Origin of the sequence: Bacillus sp. SA1-12 (genome assembly GCF_000981385.1) — a bacterium.
Lineage (GTDB): Bacteria > Bacillota > Bacilli > Bacillales > Bacillaceae > Metabacillus.
In genome coordinates this window covers 261,065-285,042 of the sequence record NZ_LATZ01000120.1, presented here as the reverse complement: position 1 = coordinate 285,042, position 23,978 = coordinate 261,065, and the positions used below count along the sequence as shown (strand labels likewise).

Annotated in this window: 22 protein-coding genes and 2 pseudogenes; 14 read left to right on the top strand and 10 right to left on the bottom strand. The window is 36.5% G+C overall.

Annotated features, from left to right (window positions below):
- Positions 1–43: 43 nt before the first annotated feature.
- The gene (locus WQ54_RS23285; protein ID WP_046587806.1) at positions 44–589 is read right to left on the bottom strand and encodes a DUF420 domain-containing protein; all 546 of its coding nucleotides are present in this window, start codon (positions 587–589) and stop codon (positions 44–46) included.
- A gap of 267 nt (positions 590–856) precedes the next feature.
- Between WQ54_RS23285 and WQ54_RS23280 the strand changes: the two genes are divergently transcribed.
- The 9 genes and pseudogenes from WQ54_RS23280 to WQ54_RS35510 all read left to right on the top strand — a co-directional run bounded on the left by WQ54_RS23280 (position 857) and on the right by WQ54_RS35510 (position 6,524).
- A complete protein-coding gene (locus WQ54_RS23280) occupies positions 857–2,119 on the top strand; it encodes a glycosyl hydrolase family 18 protein (protein WP_046587804.1) in 1,263 nt (420 codons plus the stop codon).
- 165 nt (positions 2,120–2,284) lie between these two features.
- Positions 2,285–2,791 (top strand): hypothetical protein, encoded by a 507-nt coding sequence (locus tag WQ54_RS23275; RefSeq protein ID WP_046587802.1) that lies wholly within the window; start codon positions 2,285–2,287, stop codon positions 2,789–2,791.
- Between the two features lie 230 nt (positions 2,792–3,021).
- Positions 3,022–3,909, top strand: coding sequence for a hypothetical protein (locus tag WQ54_RS23270; protein ID WP_231597632.1), 888 nt, complete (start codon positions 3,022–3,024; stop codon positions 3,907–3,909).
- Positions 3,906–4,564, top strand: a pseudogene (locus WQ54_RS23265) (response regulator). The gene WQ54_RS23270 and the pseudogene WQ54_RS23265 overlap by 4 nt, the downstream one beginning before the upstream one ends.
- A 97-nt stretch (positions 4,565–4,661) precedes the next feature.
- Positions 4,662–5,063, top strand: a complete 402-nt coding sequence (locus tag WQ54_RS23260) for a GAF domain-containing protein (RefSeq protein ID WP_046587801.1) — start codon at positions 4,662–4,664, stop codon at positions 5,061–5,063.
- Between the two features lie 43 nt (positions 5,064–5,106).
- Positions 5,107–5,550: pseudogene (locus tag WQ54_RS34900) on the top strand (PAS domain-containing protein); the annotation flags it as partial.
- Positions 5,551–5,563: 13 nt separating this feature from the next.
- Positions 5,564–6,091, top strand: coding sequence for a PAS domain-containing protein (locus tag WQ54_RS34895; RefSeq protein WP_231597621.1), 528 nt, complete (start codon positions 5,564–5,566; stop codon positions 6,089–6,091).
- Positions 6,085–6,285 carry a hypothetical protein gene (locus WQ54_RS34890; protein ID WP_156178098.1) on the top strand — a complete coding sequence of 67 codons (201 nt, stop codon included), beginning with the start codon at positions 6,085–6,087 and terminating at the stop codon, positions 6,283–6,285. The genes WQ54_RS34895 and WQ54_RS34890 overlap by 7 nt, the downstream gene beginning before the upstream one ends.
- A complete protein-coding gene (locus tag WQ54_RS35510; protein ID WP_046587799.1) occupies positions 6,219–6,524 on the top strand; it encodes a sensor histidine kinase in 306 nt (101 codons plus the stop codon). Before WQ54_RS34890 ends, WQ54_RS35510 begins: the two co-directional genes overlap by 67 nt.
- A 714-nt stretch (positions 6,525–7,238) precedes the next feature.
- Here WQ54_RS35510 and WQ54_RS23245 read toward each other — a convergent pair.
- Complete coding sequence (locus WQ54_RS23245) at positions 7,239–8,177, bottom strand: AraC family transcriptional regulator (RefSeq protein WP_052737929.1); 939 nt, start codon at positions 8,175–8,177, stop codon at positions 7,239–7,241.
- A gap of 89 nt (positions 8,178–8,266) precedes the next feature.
- Between WQ54_RS23245 and WQ54_RS23240 the strand changes: the two genes are divergently transcribed.
- Complete coding sequence (locus WQ54_RS23240) at positions 8,267–9,043, top strand: phytanoyl-CoA dioxygenase family protein (RefSeq protein ID WP_046587797.1); 777 nt, start codon at positions 8,267–8,269, stop codon at positions 9,041–9,043.
- An 89-nt stretch (positions 9,044–9,132) separates the two neighbouring features.
- Here WQ54_RS23240 and WQ54_RS23235 read toward each other — a convergent pair whose 3' ends face one another.
- From WQ54_RS23235 to WQ54_RS23215, 5 genes are all read right to left on the bottom strand, one after another.
- Entirely contained in the window at positions 9,133–10,674 is a 1,542-nt protein-coding gene (locus WQ54_RS23235; protein ID WP_046587794.1) for a cation acetate symporter, read from the bottom strand.
- A gap of 81 nt (positions 10,675–10,755) precedes the next feature.
- Positions 10,756–11,097 carry a DUF485 domain-containing protein gene (locus WQ54_RS23230; protein ID WP_156178096.1) on the bottom strand — a complete coding sequence of 114 codons (342 nt, stop codon included), beginning with the start codon at positions 11,095–11,097 and terminating at the stop codon, positions 10,756–10,758.
- 199 nt (positions 11,098–11,296) lie between these two features.
- Complete coding sequence (locus WQ54_RS23225) at positions 11,297–12,025, bottom strand: LytTR family DNA-binding domain-containing protein (RefSeq protein WP_046587792.1); 729 nt, start codon at positions 12,023–12,025, stop codon at positions 11,297–11,299.
- Positions 12,022–13,797 carry a LytS/YhcK type 5TM receptor domain-containing protein gene (locus tag WQ54_RS23220; RefSeq protein WP_052737928.1) on the bottom strand — a complete coding sequence of 592 codons (1,776 nt, stop codon included), beginning with the start codon at positions 13,795–13,797 and terminating at the stop codon, positions 12,022–12,024. The genes WQ54_RS23225 and WQ54_RS23220 overlap by 4 nt, the downstream gene beginning before the upstream one ends.
- Before the next feature lie 20 nt (positions 13,798–13,817).
- Complete coding sequence (locus tag WQ54_RS23215; protein ID WP_046587790.1) at positions 13,818–15,329, bottom strand: cation acetate symporter; 1,512 nt, start codon at positions 15,327–15,329, stop codon at positions 13,818–13,820.
- 251 nt (positions 15,330–15,580) lie between these two features.
- Here WQ54_RS23215 and WQ54_RS23210 point away from each other — a divergent pair, with 251 nt between their 5' ends.
- A complete protein-coding gene (locus tag WQ54_RS23210) occupies positions 15,581–16,339 on the top strand; it encodes an ABC transporter ATP-binding protein (protein ID WP_046587789.1) in 759 nt (252 codons plus the stop codon).
- Between the two features lie 14 nt (positions 16,340–16,353).
- The gene (locus tag WQ54_RS23205; RefSeq protein WP_046587787.1) at positions 16,354–18,213 is read left to right on the top strand and encodes an FtsX-like permease family protein; all 1,860 of its coding nucleotides are present in this window, start codon (positions 16,354–16,356) and stop codon (positions 18,211–18,213) included.
- A gap of 257 nt (positions 18,214–18,470) precedes the next feature.
- Here WQ54_RS23205 and WQ54_RS23200 read toward each other — a convergent pair whose 3' ends face one another.
- From WQ54_RS23200 to WQ54_RS23190, 3 genes are all read right to left on the bottom strand, one after another.
- Complete coding sequence (locus WQ54_RS23200) at positions 18,471–19,067, bottom strand: TetR/AcrR family transcriptional regulator (RefSeq protein ID WP_046587785.1); 597 nt, start codon at positions 19,065–19,067, stop codon at positions 18,471–18,473.
- Positions 19,068–19,541: 474 nt separating this feature from the next.
- Positions 19,542–20,546, bottom strand: coding sequence for an EmtA family 23S rRNA (guanine(2470)) methyltransferase (locus tag WQ54_RS32105; RefSeq protein WP_052737927.1), 1,005 nt, complete (start codon positions 20,544–20,546; stop codon positions 19,542–19,544).
- A gap of 583 nt (positions 20,547–21,129) precedes the next feature.
- Positions 21,130–21,696 carry a VanZ family protein gene (locus tag WQ54_RS23190; protein ID WP_046587782.1) on the bottom strand — a complete coding sequence of 189 codons (567 nt, stop codon included), beginning with the start codon at positions 21,694–21,696 and terminating at the stop codon, positions 21,130–21,132.
- A gap of 422 nt (positions 21,697–22,118) precedes the next feature.
- Here WQ54_RS23190 and WQ54_RS23185 point away from each other — a divergent pair, with 422 nt between their 5' ends.
- On the top strand, positions 22,119–23,207 hold the full coding sequence (locus tag WQ54_RS23185) for a DUF2157 domain-containing protein (protein WP_046587781.1): 1,089 nt from the start codon (positions 22,119–22,121) through the stop codon (positions 23,205–23,207).
- Positions 23,200–23,739 carry a GDYXXLXY domain-containing protein gene (locus WQ54_RS23180; RefSeq protein ID WP_046587779.1) on the top strand — a complete coding sequence of 180 codons (540 nt, stop codon included), beginning with the start codon at positions 23,200–23,202 and terminating at the stop codon, positions 23,737–23,739. Before WQ54_RS23185 ends, WQ54_RS23180 begins: the two co-directional genes overlap by 8 nt.
- Positions 23,740–23,978 lie beyond the last annotated feature (239 nt).

The window sequence follows — 23,978 nt, the reverse complement described above, 5'->3', positions numbered from 1 at the left end:
TCCTTAAGCACTGTCTTTTTCTCTTTTCTCTGTATATAGCCTATTAATAATACGGCGAGATCATAAAATAGACTAAGACTCCGGTGAAGCTGACATAAAGCCAAATCGGCATAGTCCAACGGGCGATTTTCCGATGCTTTTCTACTTGCATATTCAACCCTCTGCCTAGCGTAATAAGTGCTAAAGGCACAATTGCTGCTGCAAGAAAAATGTGAGTGATTAACACAAAATAGTAGATATTTTTTAATAATCCTTCACCGCCGTAGCTTGTTGATTCAGCCATTGAATGGTAGGTTAAATAACTAATACAAAATAGAAATGTTGTCGTAAATGCTGCAATGATGAAACGACGGTGCAATTTAATGTTTTTTTGCTTAATTGTTATTAACGCCAGTACAAGAAAAACAAACGTAAAGGTATTAAAAATTGCATTCATTAACGGCAGTACGGTTAGATCAATTCCAAATAATTTTCCGGTATCGCTTTTCGGAAGAAAATAGGTTCCGACGATCACACCAACAATGACAATGGACAGGAACCAAATTATTGAATTGTAATTTCGCTGTTTCTCAGAATGATTATTGCTCATGTTTATTTACTCCTAAATGTTGTGATTTCCTTAAGAATAAATAAAGTGACAGCAAAGAGCAATGTTTTTATACCTAAAGAACGTCTTTGTCATGAATTCGTCAAAAACTTTGAGTTTTTTAATTAAACCTGTTTTCTGAATGATATCTCACCAAATCAAATCCTCATATTCCCCCGTTAACTATTCCTTATCATTTATTCGGGAACAATTTAATAAAGATGAATATACGGACTTTTGTGGATCTTTAAAGTAATGGAGGCGAGATACATGTTTGTTCATGTTGTACAACAAGGTGAATCGTTATTTTCGATAAGCAGGAAATATGGGACGACTATCAATCAAATTCGTGCGGTTAATGGACTGGGGGAAATAAATATCGTTCAGGGTCAGCCTCTGTTAATTCCCTTGTATGTTTATACGATACAGCCAGGAGATACATTGATTAGTATTGCAAGACGTGCATATGTTTCCTTGGCGCAATTGAGAGCAGCAAACCCTGCAATGAATCTCAGCTTCTTACAACCGGGTATGAAAATTACCATTCCAAACATCTCAAACTATCTTGCTAGTACTTTATCGTTTTACGTTGTTCGAAGTCCGCAACTTGATGAAGCATTAATAAAAGATTTTGCACCATATGCTTCTGCCATTTCAATTTTTGATTACCAATTTGCTCCTAATGGCGATATCCTCACCGAACTAAATGACATAACCGCAGTTGAAACGACTTGGAGAAACCGCGTAACACCGTTAGTAACAGTAACAAATCTGACATCTGAAGGATTTAGTACAGAACTTGTTCATGAGGTTCTTAATAATCCGACGGCAAGAACAAACCTTATCAATAATATTTTTACACTTATCACTAGAAAGGGCTATGGCGGGGTTAATATTGACTTTGAACGTGTTTCTGCGGAGGACAGGGATTTATTTACAGGATTTTTAAGGCAGTTAAGGGATCGCTTGAACCCCGCCGGATTTGTTCTGACCATCGCTGTTCCAGCAAAAACAAGCGATGAAATTCCTTGGTTGAGAGGGTATGACTATGGTGGAATTGGTGCTGTAGTCAATTTTATGTTTATTATGGCATATGATTGGCATCACGCTGGAAGTGAGCCCGGCCCGGTAGCGCCAATTACTGAGGTCAGAAGGACGCTTGAATACGCCATTGCCAGGGTTCCGAGTAAAAAAATTATTCTGGGTGTCCCTCTATACGGTTATGATTGGAAAACACCTTTTACCCCTGGAACTGCTGCCCCGGCAATATCAAATCAGGATGCGATTGAAAAAGCAATGAGGTATCAAGTGCCTATCCAATATTCGCAACAATACCAATCACCTTACTATCGCTATCGGGATGAACAAGGACAATCCCATGAGGTATGGTTTGAAGATGTCAGAAGCATGAGCGAAAAAATGGTCCTTGTTCGGGAATATGGTTTGGAAGGGCTTGGCGCTTGGCAACTTACACTAGGCTTTGCACCAGGACCTTGGCTTTTAATAAAATTTTACAGGATAAGGAAGGTATAATCGAGAGTAGATATTCTGATAACAAACACTTCAATATTCCTTTCCTCCTGATGAGTTTTTTTACAAAAACTATGAATAAATGAGAAATGGATGATAAAATCATATATATAATTCTTTGAAGCATCGACCTTTTTAAAGAAATAAACTCTTACGGGGGAAAGTTTGATGGTAGTTGTAAAGTCAGTACATATTGACGGCGAAAGAATTCATGTATTTAATAGTGCCATTTACATTTTTGAGTCAAATTTAGGATTCACATTAGAGTTGGATCTCATTGTTAGTGAAGTTGTTTTAAAAAAATATAAAAATGAAGATAACCTTATTATCGAAGTAGAACTCGAAGATAACAGAATCATCCATTCTATTATGCATGTAAAAAGTCTGCCAGGCGGATTGCCACAGCTCAATTTATTCTGTGAACTTGATGACCTTAATGACTATGAAAACGTTAAATTTGTAAACGAAAACGATTCTTGGTTTCCAAATATAGAAGAGGGCATTACCCTGGAAGAGATAAGAAAAGTAGAAATGCCTATAGAAGCTGTAAATGTAAAACTAAACTTGCCTATCGACCAGGTGGAATGGTTAAAAAATCAAAAGAAGAAGGATTTAAATGAACTCTTCAGAGACTTTATTTATGATTATTGGAAAAAACAGAAGGTAGATAGTTAACAAGCGTTTTGTTCCAATGCAGAAGAAAGTCCATGTCCTTCTATACTAGATCTGATGACTATGATCATCAGGTCTTTTTTTATTTAAGGGTCTTTTCGGTAAAAGATGAGGGAGTTCCCTGATAAAATGATGATTGGTTTCCTACAATACAGATAGAAGGTTTTTTACGTGGAGGAGGAATCACAATGTCAGAAATTAGTCGCGTGAAGTCAGTAAAAAAGCTTGGCAGCATGGAACATGCTTTTGCATCAAAAATTGCAAAGTCCTTGTTCTTCTCCGTTAGCGGCCTCTTTTTACTAACGTTAATTGGCACGAGGATCTTTACACATATTGACTTAAATTTGTATGGCTACATGGTAGGAACAATTGTCTTTTTAGGAGGCTTCTTTTACCGATTTATTTCTTGGGGAGAAAGGCCGCCAACGAAAATCATTCTTAAAAAGAGTATAAAGTTAATCTTCAGAAGATCAACTCCTAAGACGACACCAGACCATTTAGGGACATACACATTTATTTGGAATCGGGGAATTTACCGATGGACGCAACATATTTTGATTGGCTGGGGCTGCATCATCTCCTGTTTTGTCACCTACCCGCTTGTGTTTGGCTGGATGTATTTCACGATGGGGGAAAATGGCTATTATACAGTTGTCGCCATGGGGGTTGATGTATTAAGGGTAAAAGCAGACGGGGTCATTGCCTTCTTTTTTTATAATGCATTAAATATAACCGCCATTATGGTTATTTCAGGGGTTTGTATGGCTTTATATCGTCGTTTAAAAAACATGCAGGCTCGAGCGGAGCAAACCTTTTTATATGACTTTCTCCCATTATACCTTTTGCTTTTCATCAGTATAACGGGCCTGCTATTAACAGTTAGCAATGTTTTTTTACACGGATTCGGGCAGCCGGTCATGTCACTTATTCATCAATTTTCAGTAATTGTGACATTGATTTACTTACCGTTTGGAAAGTTAGCGCATATTCCATTCCGGCCCATGAGCATTTTTGCCAAAAACTATCGCGAGCATTACGGAAATCAATCAATGAAGCAATGCAAGGTTTGCGGAAATCACTTTGTTTCAACGGAGTTACGTGAAAGAGGGCATAGCAAATGATTCGAATTTTACTAGTAGATGATCATGCAGTCGTAAGGATGGGGTTAAAAATGCTCCTTGATGCAAACCCCAATATGGAGGTTGTTGGAGAAGCATCAGAGGGGAATGAGGCTATTCAAAAAGTTCAAGAGGTCCTACCAGATGTTGTGTTAATGGATTTGAGTATGCCTCACGGAAAGGACGGCTTATCAGCTAGGATTGAGTTAAAAAAACTGCAACCAAAACTATCAATCTTAATTTTGACAATGCATGACGATGAAGATGAATACTTATTTCGTGTTATTCAAGGAGGGTCTTCAGGATGTATCTTAAAAAGTGCCCCACATGAAGAATTCTTTCTGCGATTGAATCTGTTGCAAACGGACAGGCATACTTATATCCAAGTGCCACCAAACGTTTAATGGAAGAATACATGATCAAGCTTAAGCAGAGTGGAAACCTCGATACGTATATGATTCTTTCAGATCGCGAGAAGGAAGTTCTAACCCTAATTGCTAAAGGCTATTCGAACAAGGAAATTGCTGAACAGTTGGTTCTTAGTGTAAAAACAATTGAAACCCACAAAAGCCATTTAATGGAGAAATTAAAGATGAAAACACGTCCTGAGCTTGTTAAATATGCAGTACAAAAGGGTTTATTGGATTATGGATATTAGATATATACTGATGAGAAGTAGTGATGACCATGAGTATTGAACCATTTGAGCATATATGCAAAAGCCTCTTATCACAACTTCCATGTGATTTTGCGGATTGGCGATATCCTCTAAAAATGCCAAGGAAATCAGATGGAAGTATTCATCGGGCAATAGTAACGATAAATATAAACGGATTTCAGTCCGTTATGGTAAGGGTGTGGCAGGGACCGTTATTCGAACAGGGTCACCAATGACGATTTCTTCTTTCCCTCATGAGATTCCAGGTAAACCCACGGATTATCCTATTTTGCTGGCTGAACAGCTTATCTCTTGTATTGCCGTTCCAATTTGTTTCAATCAAACGATTTGGGGTGTCTTACTTGGAGGAAACCGAAGCATAGGACAATTTTCACCCGAGCAGCTGGCAATCATGAACCATGCTGTATCACAGATTGAACAGATTTTAAAAGATACGCTGCATGAGGAGGAATGTAAGGAGTTAGCAAACGATGAATAACCATGAATTTAGTAAACGAAAAAACTATGAATCTTGGAATAGTATAGATTACTGTGAGGAATCGTCAGACCGAATTCACACACTAAATGAATTGGCAGATATTAAGTACGCAATCGATGAAACAACAATCGTCGCTGTTACTAATGAAAAAGGTATTATTAAATATGTTAATGATAAATTTTGTGAGATCTCGAAGTATGACCGTGAAGAGCTTTTAGGTAATGATCATCGTAAAATCAACTCTGGTTATCATTCGAAAGAGTTTATGAAGAATCTTTAGAAAACAATCGGAAATGGTCACATATGGAAGGGTGATATTAAAAATAAGGCTAAGGATGGCAGTTATTACTGGGTTGATACGACCATTGTCCCGTTTATGGATAAAAAGGGTAAACCTTATCAATATTTGGCGCTTCGGACAGAGGTCACTGAATTTAAGCGAGTGCAGGAGGAGCTGAACCAGTCTTTAAATGAATTAGTTGATCTTAAGTTTGCACTTGATGAATCATCTATTGTCGCGATTACAGATCAAAAGGGAATCATTAAGTACGTTAATGATAAGTTCTGATAAGTTCTGTAAAATTTCTAACTATACTCGAGATGAGCTGCTTGGACAGGATCATAGAATTATTAATTCAGGTTATCATTCAACCCAATTTTCCCAGGAACTTTGGCGGACAATTGGAAGCGGAAAAGTATGGAAGGGCGAAATCAGAAACCAAGCGAAAGACGGAACTTATTATTGGGTTGATACGACCATTGTTCCATTTTTAAATGAAAAAGGTAAACCTTATCAATATTTAGCGATCCGTTTTGAAATTACCGAACGAAAACGTGTGGAAGAAGAGCTTAAGCGAATGATGGCCAAGATAATCAAGGTTCAGGAGGATGAGGGAAAAAAAGTTTCTCGGGAATTGCATGATGGCATTGGCCAAGACTTATATAGCCTGCTTATTACGATCAATCAAGAAAAGCAGATTATGACCACCCGCTCATCACACAAATGCAAGAGGAAGTCTCGTTGCTAATTAAAGAAATTAGAGGAATCTCATGGGAATTACGCCCATCTGTTCTTGATGATTTAGGGTTAATCCCTGCATTGCGTTCCTATTTTAACCGTTTTTCTAACTATTACGGAATCAAGGTCGAATTTGATTGTACGTTAATGAAACGTCTCAATGTACAGGTAGAAACCACCATCTACAGAATCAAGAAGCTCTAACAAACATTCGAAAATATGCCAGTGTAGATAAAGCTTTAGTCAAAATTAAGATAATAGCTGATATAGTATATGTTGAGATACAAGATAAAGGATCTGGGTTTGACATCATTAAGGAATCCAGAGGTGTTGGCTTATTCAGTATGGAAGAAAGAGCAAAATCTGTAGAAGGAAGCTTCTTAATTGAATCGAGTCAGGATAAAGGAACGAAAGTGACTGTGGAAATTCCTGTTTTTAATTGAGTTCATTTCGTTATTCTGATGAAGAAGTCTGAAACCGATCTACTATTGAAGGTCGGTTTTTATTATATGACGAGAAAAAAGTTATTAAAAAGCTTAAAAAAGCAGCTTATTACCGAGTTGCGAACATATGTTTTCGTTCAGTCATTACAACTGTAAAACTTATATTCTGGGTATAAAAAAGCTTGCTAAAACTATTTATCCTGATGGATAAACCGTTCCAAACTGTATATAGGACGATTAGAAGTATACAAAGTTTAATTTAGAACAATATGACTGTTATCAATTAGTTAAGCCAAAGGCGAAAGCAAATTTTATAAACCTTAAAAAATTAAAGAGGGAACTATGAATAAACAATAAGACGTATCTTACTTTTTTCTGATTCTAGTTTACATAATATATATTCTAGGAAGTTAAATATTATAGTTAAATTTCGTCTCAAAAGCAAAGTTTACTTAAGCAATTGAGACAAAATTTACGTTTATTTTAAAATGGTATTCAATTCAATATTTATTCTTTAATTATTTTTATTTTATTTCTAAGATTTTTTCTGTTTGTTTAGCTCAAATTCATTCTTATTTATTTTCATTAAATCTTCAGCCGTTTATACTATGTCTACATTCATCTAATTTATTGCTTACTATGATTTGTATCTTTTGATTCAAGTTCTCTCCAATTAATTGGGAAATAATTTCCCATCTAACACATTTATTTGCTCTACATTATTATTTCCTGTTTTTCTTGCTTTATTTCGTATGTATTGCGATATTTTGCTGGTGAAACATTCATCATCGAAGTAAACATACGTGTAAAGGAATGTACTGAGCCGCATCCTGTCAAATCTGCTATTTCTTTAATCGGAATATTTGTCGTTTCAAGTAGCTTAGCAGCTTCCTCTATCCTCTTCCTGCGAATATAATTGGAAAAACTTTCACCAAGTTCTTCAGAAAAAAGTCTTGATAAGTGACGTGTAGATATGTGCAGATTGTTAGCTACATGTTCAAGCCTCAATTGATCTGATAAATTATCACGGATGAATAACTTTGCTTGATATAAATGACTTGAACGATTTGAGAATAATTTTTCATGATGTTCTGTTCTTGGTTTTTCTTCAGAAAACATGGAGTGAAAAGACAAGACCAGTGTATTTGCCAAATTCGAAATAAAACCGCATTCGTTTGCACCGCCAATTGACGTATATTCAACAAGTGCTCTCCAAATTAAGGCAGTTGGTGTATCATCAGCGGAATTTATTAAGATTTTATTTGTTGTTGAAAGTTTATCAAACTTTCTAATAGCATCATCCTTAGAAATGTCAGGGATGACCTCAAAGGCAACGAATAAAAGAAATAGTCCAGATTCACTTAATATTTGATGTTGAATGTTTGGACGTGATATAAATACTGAACCCTTTTTTAACTGAAATTGTCCACCCTGGTCATGATATAGTCCTTCTCCACTAAGTACATAACAAACCTCAAAAAATGAATGCTTATGTAATATGTTATTAAAATGCCCTGGGTTAACTCCCCAATAATGTACCTTAAAGCATATTTCTTCACCAATTAGCCTGGTTGCATATTGATTTAGTATTCCTTCACTCAGTTTACAAGAATGAATGACCACAAATTTCCCCCCGATGTCCTCATTAGACAAAATAGTAGCCTCATCAGATAAAGACTTACACCTTTTATTTTCCTAAAATTATAGCAAGAATACGATCTATCTTAAAGGAGGAATATAGAATGATTACATTAAAAGATGCAGAATTTTTCAATGAAAATGGTTATTTGCTAGTAAAGGGGGTATTTTCAAAGGATGAAGTAGAACAAATGAAAAATGGAGTCGAACAAATCATTCAACGTGCAGCAAATGAAAAACTCGATCGAAACCATACATGGCAAGGTGACTATATCCCGCCAAACGAGTTAAAAAGGCTTGTTTTAAAGGGTTTTCATGATGTTCATTATCATGATGCCTCTTTTACACGGGCGATTTCTCATCCGAATATGGTATCTATTTTGCAAAAGCTTATCGGTCCGAATGTGCAATTACATCACTCAAAAATGCTCGTTAAACCGCCTGAAAAGGGAGCGGCATTTCCAATGCACCAGGATCATCCTTATTTTCCACATGACAACCATACTATGTTGGCAGCAAGTGTTCATTTGGATGATTCCGATTTGGAAAACGGCTGTTTAAGAGTGGTGCCAAAATCTCATAAACAAGGACCAATCCCCCACATCGGTCGTTATTATTTAGACCAGAAGGAATATCCAATATCAAGCGGAACGCCATGCCCTGCTGAAGCTGGGGACGTCCTGTTTTTTAATTATTTAACAATCCATGGTTCTGACATTAACCGCAGTGACCGTCCGCGCAGGAATGTTTTATTTCAATACCGTGACCCATCTGATAAACCTTCTGCCGATGTGCATGTAAACTGGGGGCAAGGCTTGATGGTGTGTGGAGAAAACCCGAAATTCCGAGAATACCAGCCAGACTTTGCTTTAAAAGTATAATAAAAAGAAAATGGCCAGACTCAAACAAATGTTCGGGTCTGGCCATTTATGTTTATACGATATTTTATTTACTGCTAACGATTCTTCTTCTACTTGATTGTTGTTGAGACACCAGTATTTGCTTTAACAAGGATTTCATCAAACTTCTTCGCATCCTCTTTTTTACTTGATAAAAGTGTTCCCAGGATAGCTCCGATAAAACCTAATGGAATCGAGACAATTCCTGGATTTGCTAATTTAAATAAAGGTTCTCCAACAAGAATCGCTGCCCCTGCTTCTGGCGACAAGACGCTTGGACTTACAGCAACCAATGCAAGTGAACTAATTAATCCGACGAGCATCCCTACAACGGCACCTGTTGTATTAAATCGTTTCCAGAAGATCGTTAACAGAATAATCGGCAGGTTTGCACTTGCAGCAACCGCAAATGCTAATGAAACAAGAAAAGCAACATTCATGTTTTGTGCAAATAGAGCAAGAATGACAGATAGGACAGAAACTCCAATTGACGCCCATCTTGCAGCAACTATTTGTTCTTTCTCTGTTGCATTCCCGCGGCGAACAATATGGCTATAGAAATCATGGGCAAATGCTGATGCTGCCGAAAGCACTAGCCCGGCTACTACGGCTAAAATGGTCGCAAAGGCAACGGCCGAAACGAAAGCAAACAAGAAATCTCCACCAATTGCTTCAGCAAGTAATGGTGCCGCCATATTACCTGCAGCATTTGCTTCAATGATTTTATCATATCCAACAAACGCTGCTGCCCCGAAGCCTAAGAAAATGGTCATCACATAAAATATTCCAATAATCCATGTTGCATATACAACAGACTTGCGAGCCGTAATGGCATCTTTTACGGTAAAAAAGCGAATTAAAATATGCGGCAACCCTGCTGTACCTAAAACCAGCGCCATATTAAGCGAAATCGTATCTAACGGATCTTTAAATTTATTACCGGGATTCAAGAAACCCTCTCCTAATGGAGTTGCTGCTTTCATTTCCGTAAACATGTTGAAAATATTAAAATCAAATTTTGCAAAAACAATAATGGAAATAATAAACGTTCCAATCATCAACAGCGCTGCTTTGACGATTTGGACCCAGCTTGTTGCCGTCATTCCGCCAAATACAACATATACTGTCATCAATATACCAACGATAAGCACAGAAACAACATAATCAAGTCCAAGTAATAAATGAATGAGACCGCCTGCACCAACTAACTGGGCAATCATATAGAAAATGGAAATCGCAATGGTGTTTAAAGCAGCTACTCCCCTCACCTGTTTTGCATTAAATCTTGCTGCAATCATATCGGCCATTGTATATTTCCCTAAATTACGAAGAGGCTCAGCAACGACATATAAAACAACAAGATAAGCGACAAGAAAACCAATGCTGTAGAAAAAGCCGTCAAAACCTGATAGGGCAATCATCCCGGCGATACCAAGAAATGATGCAGCAGACATATAGTCTCCAGCAATCGCCATCCCGTTTTGCCAGCCTGTCAAACTTCCATCAGCTGTATAGAAATCACTTGTTGTTTTTGTCTTTTTGGAGGCATAATACGTGATGACAAGTGTTAAAGCCACAATACCTAAAAACAGTGAAAATGCTAATGTATTCATGAACCTGTTCCTCCCTTGTTCTCCTTCTCCCGCCACACGAATAAACCGTACCAGACTTTATCTTTTAATAAAGCCGAATATTTATTTTGCATCTTCGATTATTTCATCAACCATTTCATCAAATTTTGCCGCTCGTTTTGAATAAAGAATACATAATGCCCAAGTCATAATAAATTGAGCAAACGCAAAAACCCAAGCCCAGCTAACTGAACCAATTGCTGGTTGATTCAGTACCGTGGAATAGGCCGTCATAATAGGCAAAGTAAAATAAAATGCTAGATAGAATAAGGACATCGGCAGAATAAAGTTGCGTTTTTTGTGAAGCAGCTCCTTGAATTTTGCAGACTGTGCGATTTTTGAATAATCAATAGAGGTTTGTGATTGTTCCATTTTTTGCTTTAATGAATTTTCATTCATACTCATGAAAAAACTCCCCCTTAAATGATGAAATATAAACGAAATGAACCTCCTTTCATACCTATATATTGTAAGCGGTTACAATAATTATAAAATTAAACTGTAATCTATTGTTAAAACATTCGTAAAATGTTCACAATTAAGTCTCAATTGCAGAAATCTGTGTTTGAAATGCCTTATACTCAATTTAACATGCAACAGCTTCTCAATCCTGTAAAAGATCAAAAAGCTGCTTCGCTGATGAACGACTTACGGGAATTTTCAATTGATCATTATTTTTTAAGATGATATTAAAGGCACCGTTAAACCACGGGACAATTTCATCGATATAATCAAGGTTGACTAAATAGCTGCGGTGTGAACGAAAAAAAGAAGACGGCAGCTTATCTTCCAGGTCCTGGAGTGTCATTTTCGTTTGAACAAGCCCCTTATCTGTATGTATTTCAACAAGGCGTTCTGAACGGACAGCAAAGAAAATGGACTGTGGTGTTAAAACAACAACCTTCTCCCCATTATCAATTAATAGTTTTGAAGAATGACTGTTCTTCCGCTCGGACTGAATCATTTGCCTTTTTACACGCGATAGCGCTTCTTTAAACCTTTCAACATCATAAGGCTTAAGGAGATAATCCACCGCTTCAAGATTAAATGCTTCTACAGCATATTCATCATATGCAGTTGTAAAGATTAGATAAGGCTTGCTCTTTCCATTTGAGAGCTTCCTAAGCTGTTTTGCCGCATCAATTCCAGATAAAGACGGCATGTTGATATCGAGAATCACAAGGTCTGGTTCATATTGTTCATATAGCTCAATAAGCTGTTGCCCATTTTCCGCACTAGGACACAGAATAAATTCTTTTTCCTGCTGAATTAAAAAAGCGATGTCTTCTCTTGTTAGTCTTTCATCCTCTGCGATCATTACTTTTATTTTCATAAATGTCTCCTTTCCTTCACGGATATTGGTAGAGTAAAGGTGATTAGACTACCTCCAGAAGATCGATTTCGGAATTGCATACTTGCTGTTTCACCAACTATCGCGGTTAACCGCTGATTAACATTATAGATGGCAATACCATTTCCTTTTTCGCTTTGTACCGCTTTACTGCCTAGACTGCTTATCATTGAAGGAGTAAAACCGATTCCATTATCTTTTATTTCAATTACAACGGAATCACCGTCTTTAATGGCCTTTATCTTAATCATTCCGCCAGATGAAACATTTTTTAATCCATGATTGATACAATTTTCCACTAAAGGCTGTAAAGTAAAAGGTGGAATCATTGCCGCTCCTACCCCATCTTCCATATCGACCTGGATCGTCAATTGATCTGAAAACCTTACATTCATAATTTCAATATATGAATGCAAATAAGTGATTTCTTGATCCAAGGGAATGACTGTAGCTGATGATATTTTCAGACTGCTTCTCAATATTTGTCCTAACTTTACAATTAACCCCCTTGCCTGGACTGGGTTTTTTTGAATTAATGCAGAAATGACATGGAGTGTATTAAATAAAAAATGGGGGTTAATTTGTGATTGTAATTGCCGTAATTCCGCTTCTTGAACTAATGTTTTCATTTTCTCTGCAGCAACTGCATCCAACTGGTTCGAGATTAATTTTCCTAATCCTTGGGCAAAAGCGATTTCAACCGCACGAATTTGTTGTGATCTTCTAAAAAATAGTTGTATCAGACCTGTTACTTCACCTGATTCACGAATTGGGACAATAATTGCTGCCTCCAAGGGACAATGATGGTGGTTGCATTGTATCTGTTCATACCCGTAAGCTGCTTGGATTTCACCTGTTTCAATCGCCAATCTGGTTAGTTTGGTTTGAATAGGTTGATTATGATGGTGATGATCAAACCCAAGTCCTGTATGAGCAAGGACCTTCTCCGTGTCAGTTAGTGCAACAGCAGGAATTTTTAATTCTTCCCGCAAAATATCAGCAATTTTCACAGCCGTTTGGAAACTCAATCCTTGCTTTAAATAAGGCAAGGTTTCCTCAGCGATTTTTAAGGCACGTTTTGTTTCTAACGCTGCCTCTTGTTCTTTTTCATTCAATGCAATCCGAATCATGGCTGTAAAGATGGCGATGGCTACACTATTTGTGACAACAAGCGGAACTCCGATCGTATTGACTAATTCAATCGTTTGCTCAGGTGTTGAAGTAAAAATCAATAAAAAAGCCATGTGCAATATTGGTGCAAACATTCCGATAAATAATGCTTTTTCCGATGCGATAACCCTTTCCTGTGAAAAAAAGCGTGCAGTATAACCAGCGATCACTCCTGAAAGCATATTTGCAAGACAAATAGCAAGAACATGCTCTCCTCCTATCAAGAAACAATAAACAGCAACAATGGCACCAGCCCCAAGCCCAACAAAAGGACCTCCTAACAGGCCGGAAATAACAATCGCTACCAAGGATGATCCTACAAGCATTTCCCCTTCAGCTAGCTGCAACACCCATATATGTGAAGTGATCTCCCCATTCGATATCTTTACACCAGCTTGAGCCCCTGCAATCGCTAAAATGCCAAAAATAATAGAATGATAGATGATCGTTTTAACAGATAGCTCACGATCTAAAAGCAACCGAAAAGAAGGAATCCGCGTCAGCATAAAAGCAAAAATCAATAACATGCCAATTCGTTCAAATAAAAGAATAGATAAATCCCCCAAGTTGTCACCTGCTCTCATTTCCTAAGTCCTTCTCTCCCCTATCGTTTTACTCCTGTTTGTGCTTGTACGACAACTTTAGTAAACTGCTCTTCATCTACCGGTTTTTTAGAGAAAAGTGCCCCAAAAAAAGCTCCTAAAAATCCAAAAGGAATGGCAATTAAACCGGGATTAGAGAGAGGGATAAGCAATTCATCGCCTAAAAGATCCATTTGCGGACCAAGTAAAACAACAAGCAATGAACCTGTTAAACCCGAAAAAACGCCAACAATTGCTCCTGTCGGATTGAAACGCTTCCAATATAAAGTGAAAAGTAAAAGCGGAAGATTTGTAGCCGCTGCAATGGCAAATGTGAAAGATACAAGATATGTCACATTACTCTCTTTTAAACTAAGAGAAAGTATGATAGAGAAAAGCCCAACACATACAGCAGCAACCTTTGCAACCTGCATTTGTTCTTGCTCAGTTGCTTTCCCTTTTCGCAGGACATGATGATAGATATCATGGGTAAAGGATGAAGTTGCAGCGGTGACAAGTCCAGTAACGACAGCTAATATCGTGGCAAATGCTACTGCTGATATAAACGCAACCAAGAAATCACCTCCAAGCACGGATGATAATAAAAGTGCCGCAAGATTTCCTGTAGCATCGACTTCAATCAATCTATCCCAGCCGACAAGTGCGACCGCTCCCATACCTAAGACAAGCATGATAACATAAAACAAACCTATAATCCATGTCGATGTTATAATCGATTTTCGAACAGCTTGTGCATCCTTTACGGTAAAAATACGGATTAAAATATGCGGCAGCCCTGCCGTACCTAAAATTAATGTGAGATTAAGAGAAAGCATTTCCAAAGGATCCTTAAATAGATTGCCAGGAGAAAAAAATTGGTCCCTAAACGGTGTATTCTCCTTAACAAGGTCAATTAAATAATAAATATTCCAATCAAACCGGGCTAATATCATTAATGTCATCAAAAAAGTCCCTGACAATAAGAGAACTGTTTTAATAATTTGGACCCATGAAGCAGAGACCATTCCGCCGAAAATAACATACAACGTCATCAAGCTGCCTATCACCCATACGGAAGTGCTATAATTTATTCCCAGCATTAAATGAACGAGAAGCCCTGCAGCAACAATCTGCGGAATGATATATAAAACTGAAATCATAATCGAACTAAAGCCTAATAGCAAGCGAATCCGTTCTTCCGGGAATCGTGAATAAATGACATCCCCAAGCGTAAAAGTACCGAGGTTTCGTATAGGCTCGGCGATAACAAATAAAAGAAGAAAAAAGGACGCCAGAAAGCCGATCGAATAAAAGAATCCATCGAAGCCATGTAAGGCAACAGCTCCTGTAATCCCAAGAAAGGAGGCCGCACTCATAAAGTCACCAGCAATCGCCAGCCCATTTTGAAAGCCGGTTAAACTATGGGATACAGAATAAAACTGCTGTGTTGTTGTGACTCGTTTTGCAGCCCAATATGTAATAATTAACGTACCTGAAAGTATGAACAGAAAAAAGATAAAATAAGAAAGATTCATACTCTTCTCCTTTATTTCCGGCTTCTAATCATCTCTGCTTAGTTTAGTTATAACAGGTGTAACTACCCTAAGCAATTATTTTTTCATACTCCGATTCTAGGAGACTTTTTATAAAACTTTCCCCAATCTTAAATTTATCTTTAAAAAATCTTTAAACTTTCCATCTAAAATGACGTTACATCCTTAAAAACAGGATGGTTTAAACACAAGGATGACAGCTGACGATCTATATAAATGATGGAGGAATAGTAATGCAAACAATTATTGAGGCGCGAAATATGACGAAAGTATATGGAAAAAAAGGCAGCAGCAAACATACTGCTTTAAATGGCCTGTCTTTTTCTATGGAAGAAGGAGAGTTTATTGGGATTATGGGGCCATCAGGTTCCGGAAAAACGACTTTGCTTAATATCATTTCGACGATCGATACCGTAACCAATGGACAAATAACGATTGCTGGCAAAGATCTTTCTGCCATGAGTCAAGATGAACTTTCTGATTTTCGGTCACAGAAATTAGGTTTTATTTTTCAAGACTTTAATTTACTAGAAACTATGACTGTTTTTGAAAATATCGCTTTACCGCTGGCGCTTCAACATGCTCAAGATCATATCATTGTTTCTAAGGTACAAGAGGTAGCTTCCATACTTGGTATTGATCGAATTCTAAACAACTATCCATCCGAAATTTCTGGGGGGCAAAAACAGCGTGCAGCGATAGCGCGTGCACTCGTTCATAACCCAACCGTTATACTTGGGGATGAACCCACAGGCTCTCTTGATTCGAAAAATGCCACAAATTTATTAACAGCATTAGCCAACCTAAATCAGGAACATGGCGTATCGATTATGATGGTCACCCATGATGCAAATAGTGCCAGCTATTGTAATAGGGTTCTTTTTATCCAAGATGGTAAGATTCATAAAGAACTTTTGCGAAATAGCACCCGCAAACAATTTTATCAAGAAATCTTGCAGGTCCTATCTGAAATTGATACAGAACTTTCTTAAAGCAGGTGAAAAATATGTTGATAAAATTAGCGATGAACGGAATGAAGGGCCGGTTAAAAGACTATATTGTTTTATTTGCAGGTTCAATCATTCCTATTTCCGTGTTTTATATGTTCCTGACACTGGCTGTCAATCAAACTTTCATTAGAAATCATTCATTGATTAATCATATACAACTTGTTTTCATTGTAGGAACTGTTCTTTTATCTGTGATTTCCTTTATTTATATTCTTTATACAACCTCATTCCTTCTCTCCCTCAGGAAAAAGGAATTTGGAATTTATCAACTAATAGGAGTGAAAAAGGAACAAATTAAGAAAGTCATTTTAACTGAAACAATGGCAATTGGCGGATTTTCAATTATTCAGGGGATTGCTTTTGGTGTCTTTCTCTCTTTGTGTATTGCGATGTTGCTCGCAAAACAACTTAACATCACTTTGGCAGGCTTTAAACCATTTTATCTGCCGGCTGTCCTTTTCACCATTTTGTTTTTTCTTTTTATCTATTTCATTTCTGTTTTACTTAATAATCGCAAGCTAACACAATCACCGATAATAAAATTATTATATTCGGAGATTCAATCCGATCATAGTCCAGCTAAACATAAAGGCACTATGATTAAAATTATACTTGGTACTGCTTCCCTTTTTATTGGATATACAGCCCTTATATTAATGGAATTCATTACCTATGCGGGGTTATTTTTAGCACCGATCATGACAACGCTTGGAACCTATCTTTTATTTGATTCGATAGTGCCCCTTGTTGTACAACGTTTAAAAGAGAATAAACATAAAAGGTTGAAAGGAATCAATTCGTTCACTTACTCACAATTGAGTTTTCGAATAAATGAGTTAAAAAGAGTTTTAGCAACGATTGCTATGTTTATTGCCCTATCAGCAGGTGCGATTTCAGGAGGGTTTGCCTTTAAAAACAATGTGCTTCCGACAGTTGATAAAGAAGTAATTTATGATATGACGCTTTACAATCCGGATGCTTTAGAAAGTACCGTGATTCATTCCATTCCCTTTACGGAGAAGCATCACTATCGTTTTAAATTTGATGAAGAATTCAATTATTATCTCTATGAGGATTTAGTGAAAAACCCTCCATTAATAGAGGATTTTATTACGTATCAAATCAGACGAGCAGGAAATCTCCCTTTGCCGGAAAAACTTCCTATTGAGAACTCATTCCAAATCCTCCCGGAGGATTGGTACATGGCATTGGAAACGATTAATCCTGCCATGTTTTCTATGAGATCTAACAAAATTGTATCAATTGAAGACTATAAAAACATTCCGCAAAAGGAAGTCATCGTCGTTTTAGGTAAAACGGAAAACTTTCAGGATTATTTAGCTCAGTGGAAGGAACTTGATCAACTTCAACTAGCAAAATATTTTGATTTGCTTGGTTACAAGCCTGATGCTGATTCTATTTCTAGTAAATATTCTTCATTCCTTAATGAATATGCTTTTGCAAGCGGCACCTATTTTATGGGATTTTTCTTAGGTTTTGCTTTTCTCACCATGATGGCAAGTGTTCTTATGTTTAAAATTCTCTCAGGGGCAAGCATGGATATTCATCGATATGCAATACTAAGGAAAATAGGTGTACGCAATCGTCTATTGGCTGCTTCCATTTCAAAGGAATTATTTATTGTCTTTCTTTTCCCAGCCTTGTTAGGAATCCTGCATGTCGTCGTTGGGATGAGAATGTTTTCATTTATTATGTTGGATCCGTATTATAAAATCTGGATTTCCATCCTTCTTTTCATAGCCATTTATACGGTCTATTATTTTTCAACCGTGTATATGTATAAAAAGATTGTCCTTCCAAAAAATAGAGCCAGGGTAATAGAATACACGGCATAAGGATTGAACATCTCTAATACCGTGTTATGTATAATATAAATAAAACAGTCTGCATTATTGCAGGCTGTTTTTATATAATCACTTTAGTTAGAAGGCTCCCTCATTTTGGGAGCTTCATGAAGAAAAGGACGAATTAGATATAGAGTTTATTAATATAGAGTTTATTAAGCATCAATTCATTTTTAAATGATAAATGGGAGTTTTGCTGACCCATGTGTGGAAACATATCGTGCCAAGTTCCCCTAATCCTGACGAATTTAGCAATCTAATACTGACAAATTCATTTCAATAATTTCCTGTAATTTTTTTCTGTCCGAAATCGTCTTAACCATAACGCGAAGACCTATTAATGCATTTATAAAATAATAAGACAGCGCTTCAGCATTGAGTGCCTTGGATAGTTCTCCAGATTGCTGACCTTCCACAATTAGGTCATATATTATCTGTTGGGTATAAGTCCATCTCAGATGAACCAAATCTATGGCCTCAGAATCATGTTTTGCCAACTCTACCGCGGTATTCACTAGGAAACAGCCCACAGGAAACTCCTCTTGCTGTTCATAAAGTGAGTTTCTCTGGATTGCCATTTCTAATAACACTCGGATTGCTTCCTTGGCAGAACGGGTATCAGCCATACGACGCTTATAAGCTTGCTCCAACATTTCACTATATCGTTTCAATGTTTTGATATACAAAGATTGTTTATCGCCAAAGGTATCATATATGCTCCCTTTATGAACCCCCATATGAGAGACCAGTTCTTGCATGGATGTCTTCTCATAACCTTGTTCCCAGAATAACCGCATGGCTTTAAGCAAAGCGGCATCTTCATCGAATTCCTTTTTCCTTGCCATCTTAAATCCTACCTCCTTATGCTGTGGTACAAGTGTAAGTGACACCATCCAAATCTATATGAGGATCTCTAAGTCGCCTAACCTACATAAATATCCTTATCCAATCACTGGGCACTTAGCGCCCAGTGATTAATGCTCATTTATTAGTCGCAGCTCTTTTTTATTTTACCATTAAATAGAATAACATCATCAACAATCTGTCCTGATTCAAGAACAAGATCCAATAATAAATGAATTCTCTTTGCATTTTTTTACATTATACGACGTAAACCTTATTTATCACAATTGTTGCCTTTGGATGATTGTATTAACAACATTCTTGTAAGGATTTCACCAATCCATTGCTTCAAGCTTAATTTTATCTACCTCTTAAAGTTTTGAAAGATAACTGATCATGAAATCAGTATATTCTCCGCTTAACTGTCAACTATTTCTTATGAAATTGAGTCTTTCTGCAGCTGCTTCTTGTTTCTCCTATTTTTCAAACACAAATAAGGTCGGATGGACCCCCTTCAAACTCAAAGAATAAGATTCCAAACAAAAAAGACCTAATCGTTTTGCTTCCCAAAACAATTGATTGACACTCTCAGATAAAATAACGGCTCTACCGGTTGGCTTCAGGACTCTGCATATTTCATTCATCATATGGTGATTGAATAATTCTAAATCTTCGTCAGGTGAAATTTGTCTCCCAAATGGTAGATTCGTTACAATTTTATCAACAGAACCATCAGAAAAAGGCAATTCCCTTGCATCCTGAACATGAACCTGTACCTTCAAATCATTTAGATTACTCTTAGCAATCTTTGTAACGTCGTCAGATATATCCCCGCCAACGATCCGATTTGCAGGATATGCAGCTCGTTCAGATAATATGGTGCCTGAACCACAACAAGGATCTACGAACATGTCTGTCGATTTAGGATTTGACAACCACACCATCGCATGAGCAACTGTAGGAAGTAATGAAGCACGAGAGAATAGTCGATTTTGAGTGCGAAAACGAAACGTAGCATCTGTAAGCCTAAGTGAAAAAATCAAATGATGATGGTCAATGTCGAGTCTGAATTCGATCTGATGATTTTGAGACGTTCCAATATTCCAATCAGGGTAACGCTTATTAATACCCTCCATTGCTTTTTTTGCTGCTTCAAAACGACTATAGGTTTGTTTTCCTTTACGGCTTGCATTTACCCAAAATAAATCTTTACGTTCAATAAACTCCAAATCCAACTTGGATATTCGCTCACTTAACTGAGTTAAGTGCTTTTTATGCGGACCTATTTGGAATTGATCAATCAGCTGAAACAAGTTATCTGCCGACCTTAAAGAACTTATGCATGTAAAAGACTTATCTGTGGCAAAGAAAACCTTCCCTCTATTTATTTGAATGATTTCAGCATCACTCACCTTGTTGTAAATTTCATTTGATAAAACGGATTCTAATCCTGGCAATACGCTCGCAAAATAAAGAGCCATCCTAACGCCTCCAATTTTTTGAACGCCGTTTAAGAACACAAAAAAGCCATGATGTACCGACTTACTTTTCATCATGGCTTTGTGTAAACTTTATTTATAAACTGTTTATATACATGTGTACAGACAGTCTTATTTAACGGCATTATGATGATTAAGTTCATTGACTGCAGATACTTGAAGATTACACGACAAATTACCCCCGTCGATCCTGGGGATTTTTCAAGTATCATTATTATTCAATTTGTGATTATCGAATAACTGTCAAAAACACTGCCATCATCATCATGATTAGAATACCTCCACCCATATATAGTACCATTATCTTAAAATATCGGATTTAAAAAATCAACAATACCTTATTCTTTTTTCTCCGATCATGCAAGCCATCTTTATCATTTATAGCATACTTACGGATAAACCAACATCCTTTCAAAGCCAAATGAACTTTGCAAATGAAAGTAATTTTTCAGTATCGAATTAATATCTGTTATTTGCCTTTTATTTCTCTTTTAATAAGGTAACGATAAAAGTGGTCTTCCCTGCTGAACTTTCTACCTTAATCGTAATCCCCTGGTTAGGGGATTTACATAGATTTCACTAATGAAAATTTAGAAACCAAAACCTTGAATGGTTTTATTTTTACCAATTTCTTTATGATTAAGAATCCAATTGCAGCCCCAAGCGTATTTGCAATAAGGTCATTAATATCTGCGGTTCTGCCGCTTCCTAATGAGAGTTCGATTATTAACTGTAAGGCTTCAATTGATAAGCTTAGAAAGAAACCATACTTTGCTGCCTTTTTTGCTGAGTCCACTTTATCGTTTAGTAACGGTAAATACACACCAAAAGGTATCAACATAATGACGTTTAATACAAAACTTGGAATGTCAATGGTTAAGATCGGAATAAAATTAATTTCCTGTAAGATCTCTAGCCACAATGGTTCTGTCGACTTATAATCATTTCCTGCATAAACCTCTATTGGAAAGAATACTAAATCAATCACTGCTAAAAAGTATATAGCAAATGTGATTAATAGAAAATATTGTCCCGCTCGATGATTCTTTTTTCTAGTCCCAATGAAAAGAGATAGTAAAAAGAGAATGAATGCTGGAAGCAAAATATACCATGAATCTATTGTCATTAACATCTAATGTTTCCTCCTAATTTTAAAGGTAGTTGGTGAGGTCTGTTCGTTTCGCTTAAGCGTTGACTTTAGTATAGCTCCTATTTTTAAAGATTTTTTAAAGATTTTTTAAAGAGATAGTAAAGGTTCTCTTAATTTAAAAATTATATTTTCTTCTTTATTAATCGTAGTTGCCCCTACTACTGTTCGGTTTTTATTTTTTGAAAAATAAGAGTTCGTCTTTGAATGTAAGATTTTCATTTTGACTTCAGCATAACGAAATGTAATTGAAAATACATTATTTATAACCATTTCCAACGTATATACAGTTAGAATTGGTTACTTAGTTTTCACTACGTGTCTCCTTTTTTATTTTTTGAAGAAGATTCGTTATTTGTTTATAGTGTATAATGGTAGGAATTATTTAACAGAAACGGGGTGTTTTTTTGAAAAAACGTAAGATAAAAAATAATGATTTTCAAATCTTACAAAAAGAACTTCGTTATTTAAAAGATACCGGAGTTTTATCGTCGGAAAAAACGGCCGAAATAACCGATCTTTACGAAGTGAAAAAACGGTTATCTTTCACAAAGGTTCTTTTATATATTGGTTCAATTTTAATTGGAATTGGGTTCCTAAGTTTTATCGCGAGCAATTGGCAAGAAATCGGGAAAATGGCAAAATTCATTTTGATCATTGGTTTGTATATCGGGTGCAATGTGGCAGGATACAAATTAGAAAGGAATTTCCCAAAAACATCAAGAAGTTTTTATTTTTTAAGTGTTTTTGTTTACGGTGCTGGTATTTTCCTAATTGGACAGATGTTTCACTTTGGCGGTGATTTTCAAGATGCATTTTTGTGGTGGTCTATAGGGATTATTCCTTTGAGCTGGGTTTTACGCGACAAATGGATATTATCTCTTTCAGCATTATTTTCCTTGATCTATATGAGCCATGACACATTTCTTTCAGGAGAAAGCATCCCTTTCGTCATTCTTCCTTTGATTCTTGCTATCTATTTTTTAAACGTAAAGATATCGTATTCTAGAATCACAGGTTTCTTAGTTTTGCTTATGGGCCTTGTGTTTTTTGGGATTATTTCCATCAATGTGATCGTTGCAAATGATTCATACTTTTATTTCATTTTAATTTGTTATTTTATCATCGGCTTAGGTCTGGTTTACGCTGCACATGTTGGTAAGACTGCCAGCCAAATGAAATCGGTCTTTCATTACACTGGTCATGCTTTACACGGATTAACTGGTTTTGCTTTGACATTTTCAGAAATTTGGCCAGCGGGATGGGTTTATATCCCTTTTTCCATTCTTTACGTATGTTTTGTTCTCTACCTGATCAATAAAGGTAATTTAGTGAATATTGTGATCATGTGCGTATTAATCCTGCGTTTTTATTTCGATTTCACGTTCGATTTTCTTCCAAAGTCACTTGTTTTCATTTTAGGAGGATTACTCTTAGTAGGCTTTGGTTTCTACTTTGAAAATCAACGCAGAAAAGGAGGGGAACTTCATGAATAGGAAAGCCAAACAGTTAATTCTTGCTTGTCTTGTCCCGATCATCATACTTATTGGAATGACAATTACTCCCCTCATCACCCTAATGACAGGCGATGATCTTACTTTGCGAACTAAACCAATCGACCCAACGGATTTGTTCCGAGGAGATTATGTAAACCTATCCTATGAAGCAGAAGAAGTTCCTCGTGAACTCATAGAAAAAGAAGTTCTGGATGAATATAATAAAGGCTCTTACAATTTTGATGTCTTTGTTATGTTAGAGGAAAAAAATGGGATACACTCCCCAACTAAAGTTTCCTTGATAAAACCCAGCGACGGAATCTATTTAAAGGGGAAATTAAATTACATTGGTTTAGGTTTTAGTGAAAATGATGAGCAAGAATATGCTTATATCCAATATAGCTTAGATAAATACTTTGTCACAGAAAACACAGGACTGGAATGGGAAGAGGCTTCGTCAAAAGGTCAGATCTTAGCAAAGGTAAAAGTGAGGAATGGTTATGCCCTTCTTACTGACATTATCATGGAGTAGCTTATTAAAAATTTTTATATCTAACATAAAATAGCATAGATAATCCGCTGCCGCTGAAAAACTTATATATTTTGGCGGTTATGCAATCTTCGTTATTGAATTCACCCCCGAATAGCAGGCACTTTAGAAAAAGTGTATTTCTTCGGGGTTCAGTTCAATTTATTGTTTTATCTATATTAGATAAAGGAATCATGGTGGCAATAACGTCCAAATTCTAGAGGCATATCTCTTAAAAAGGC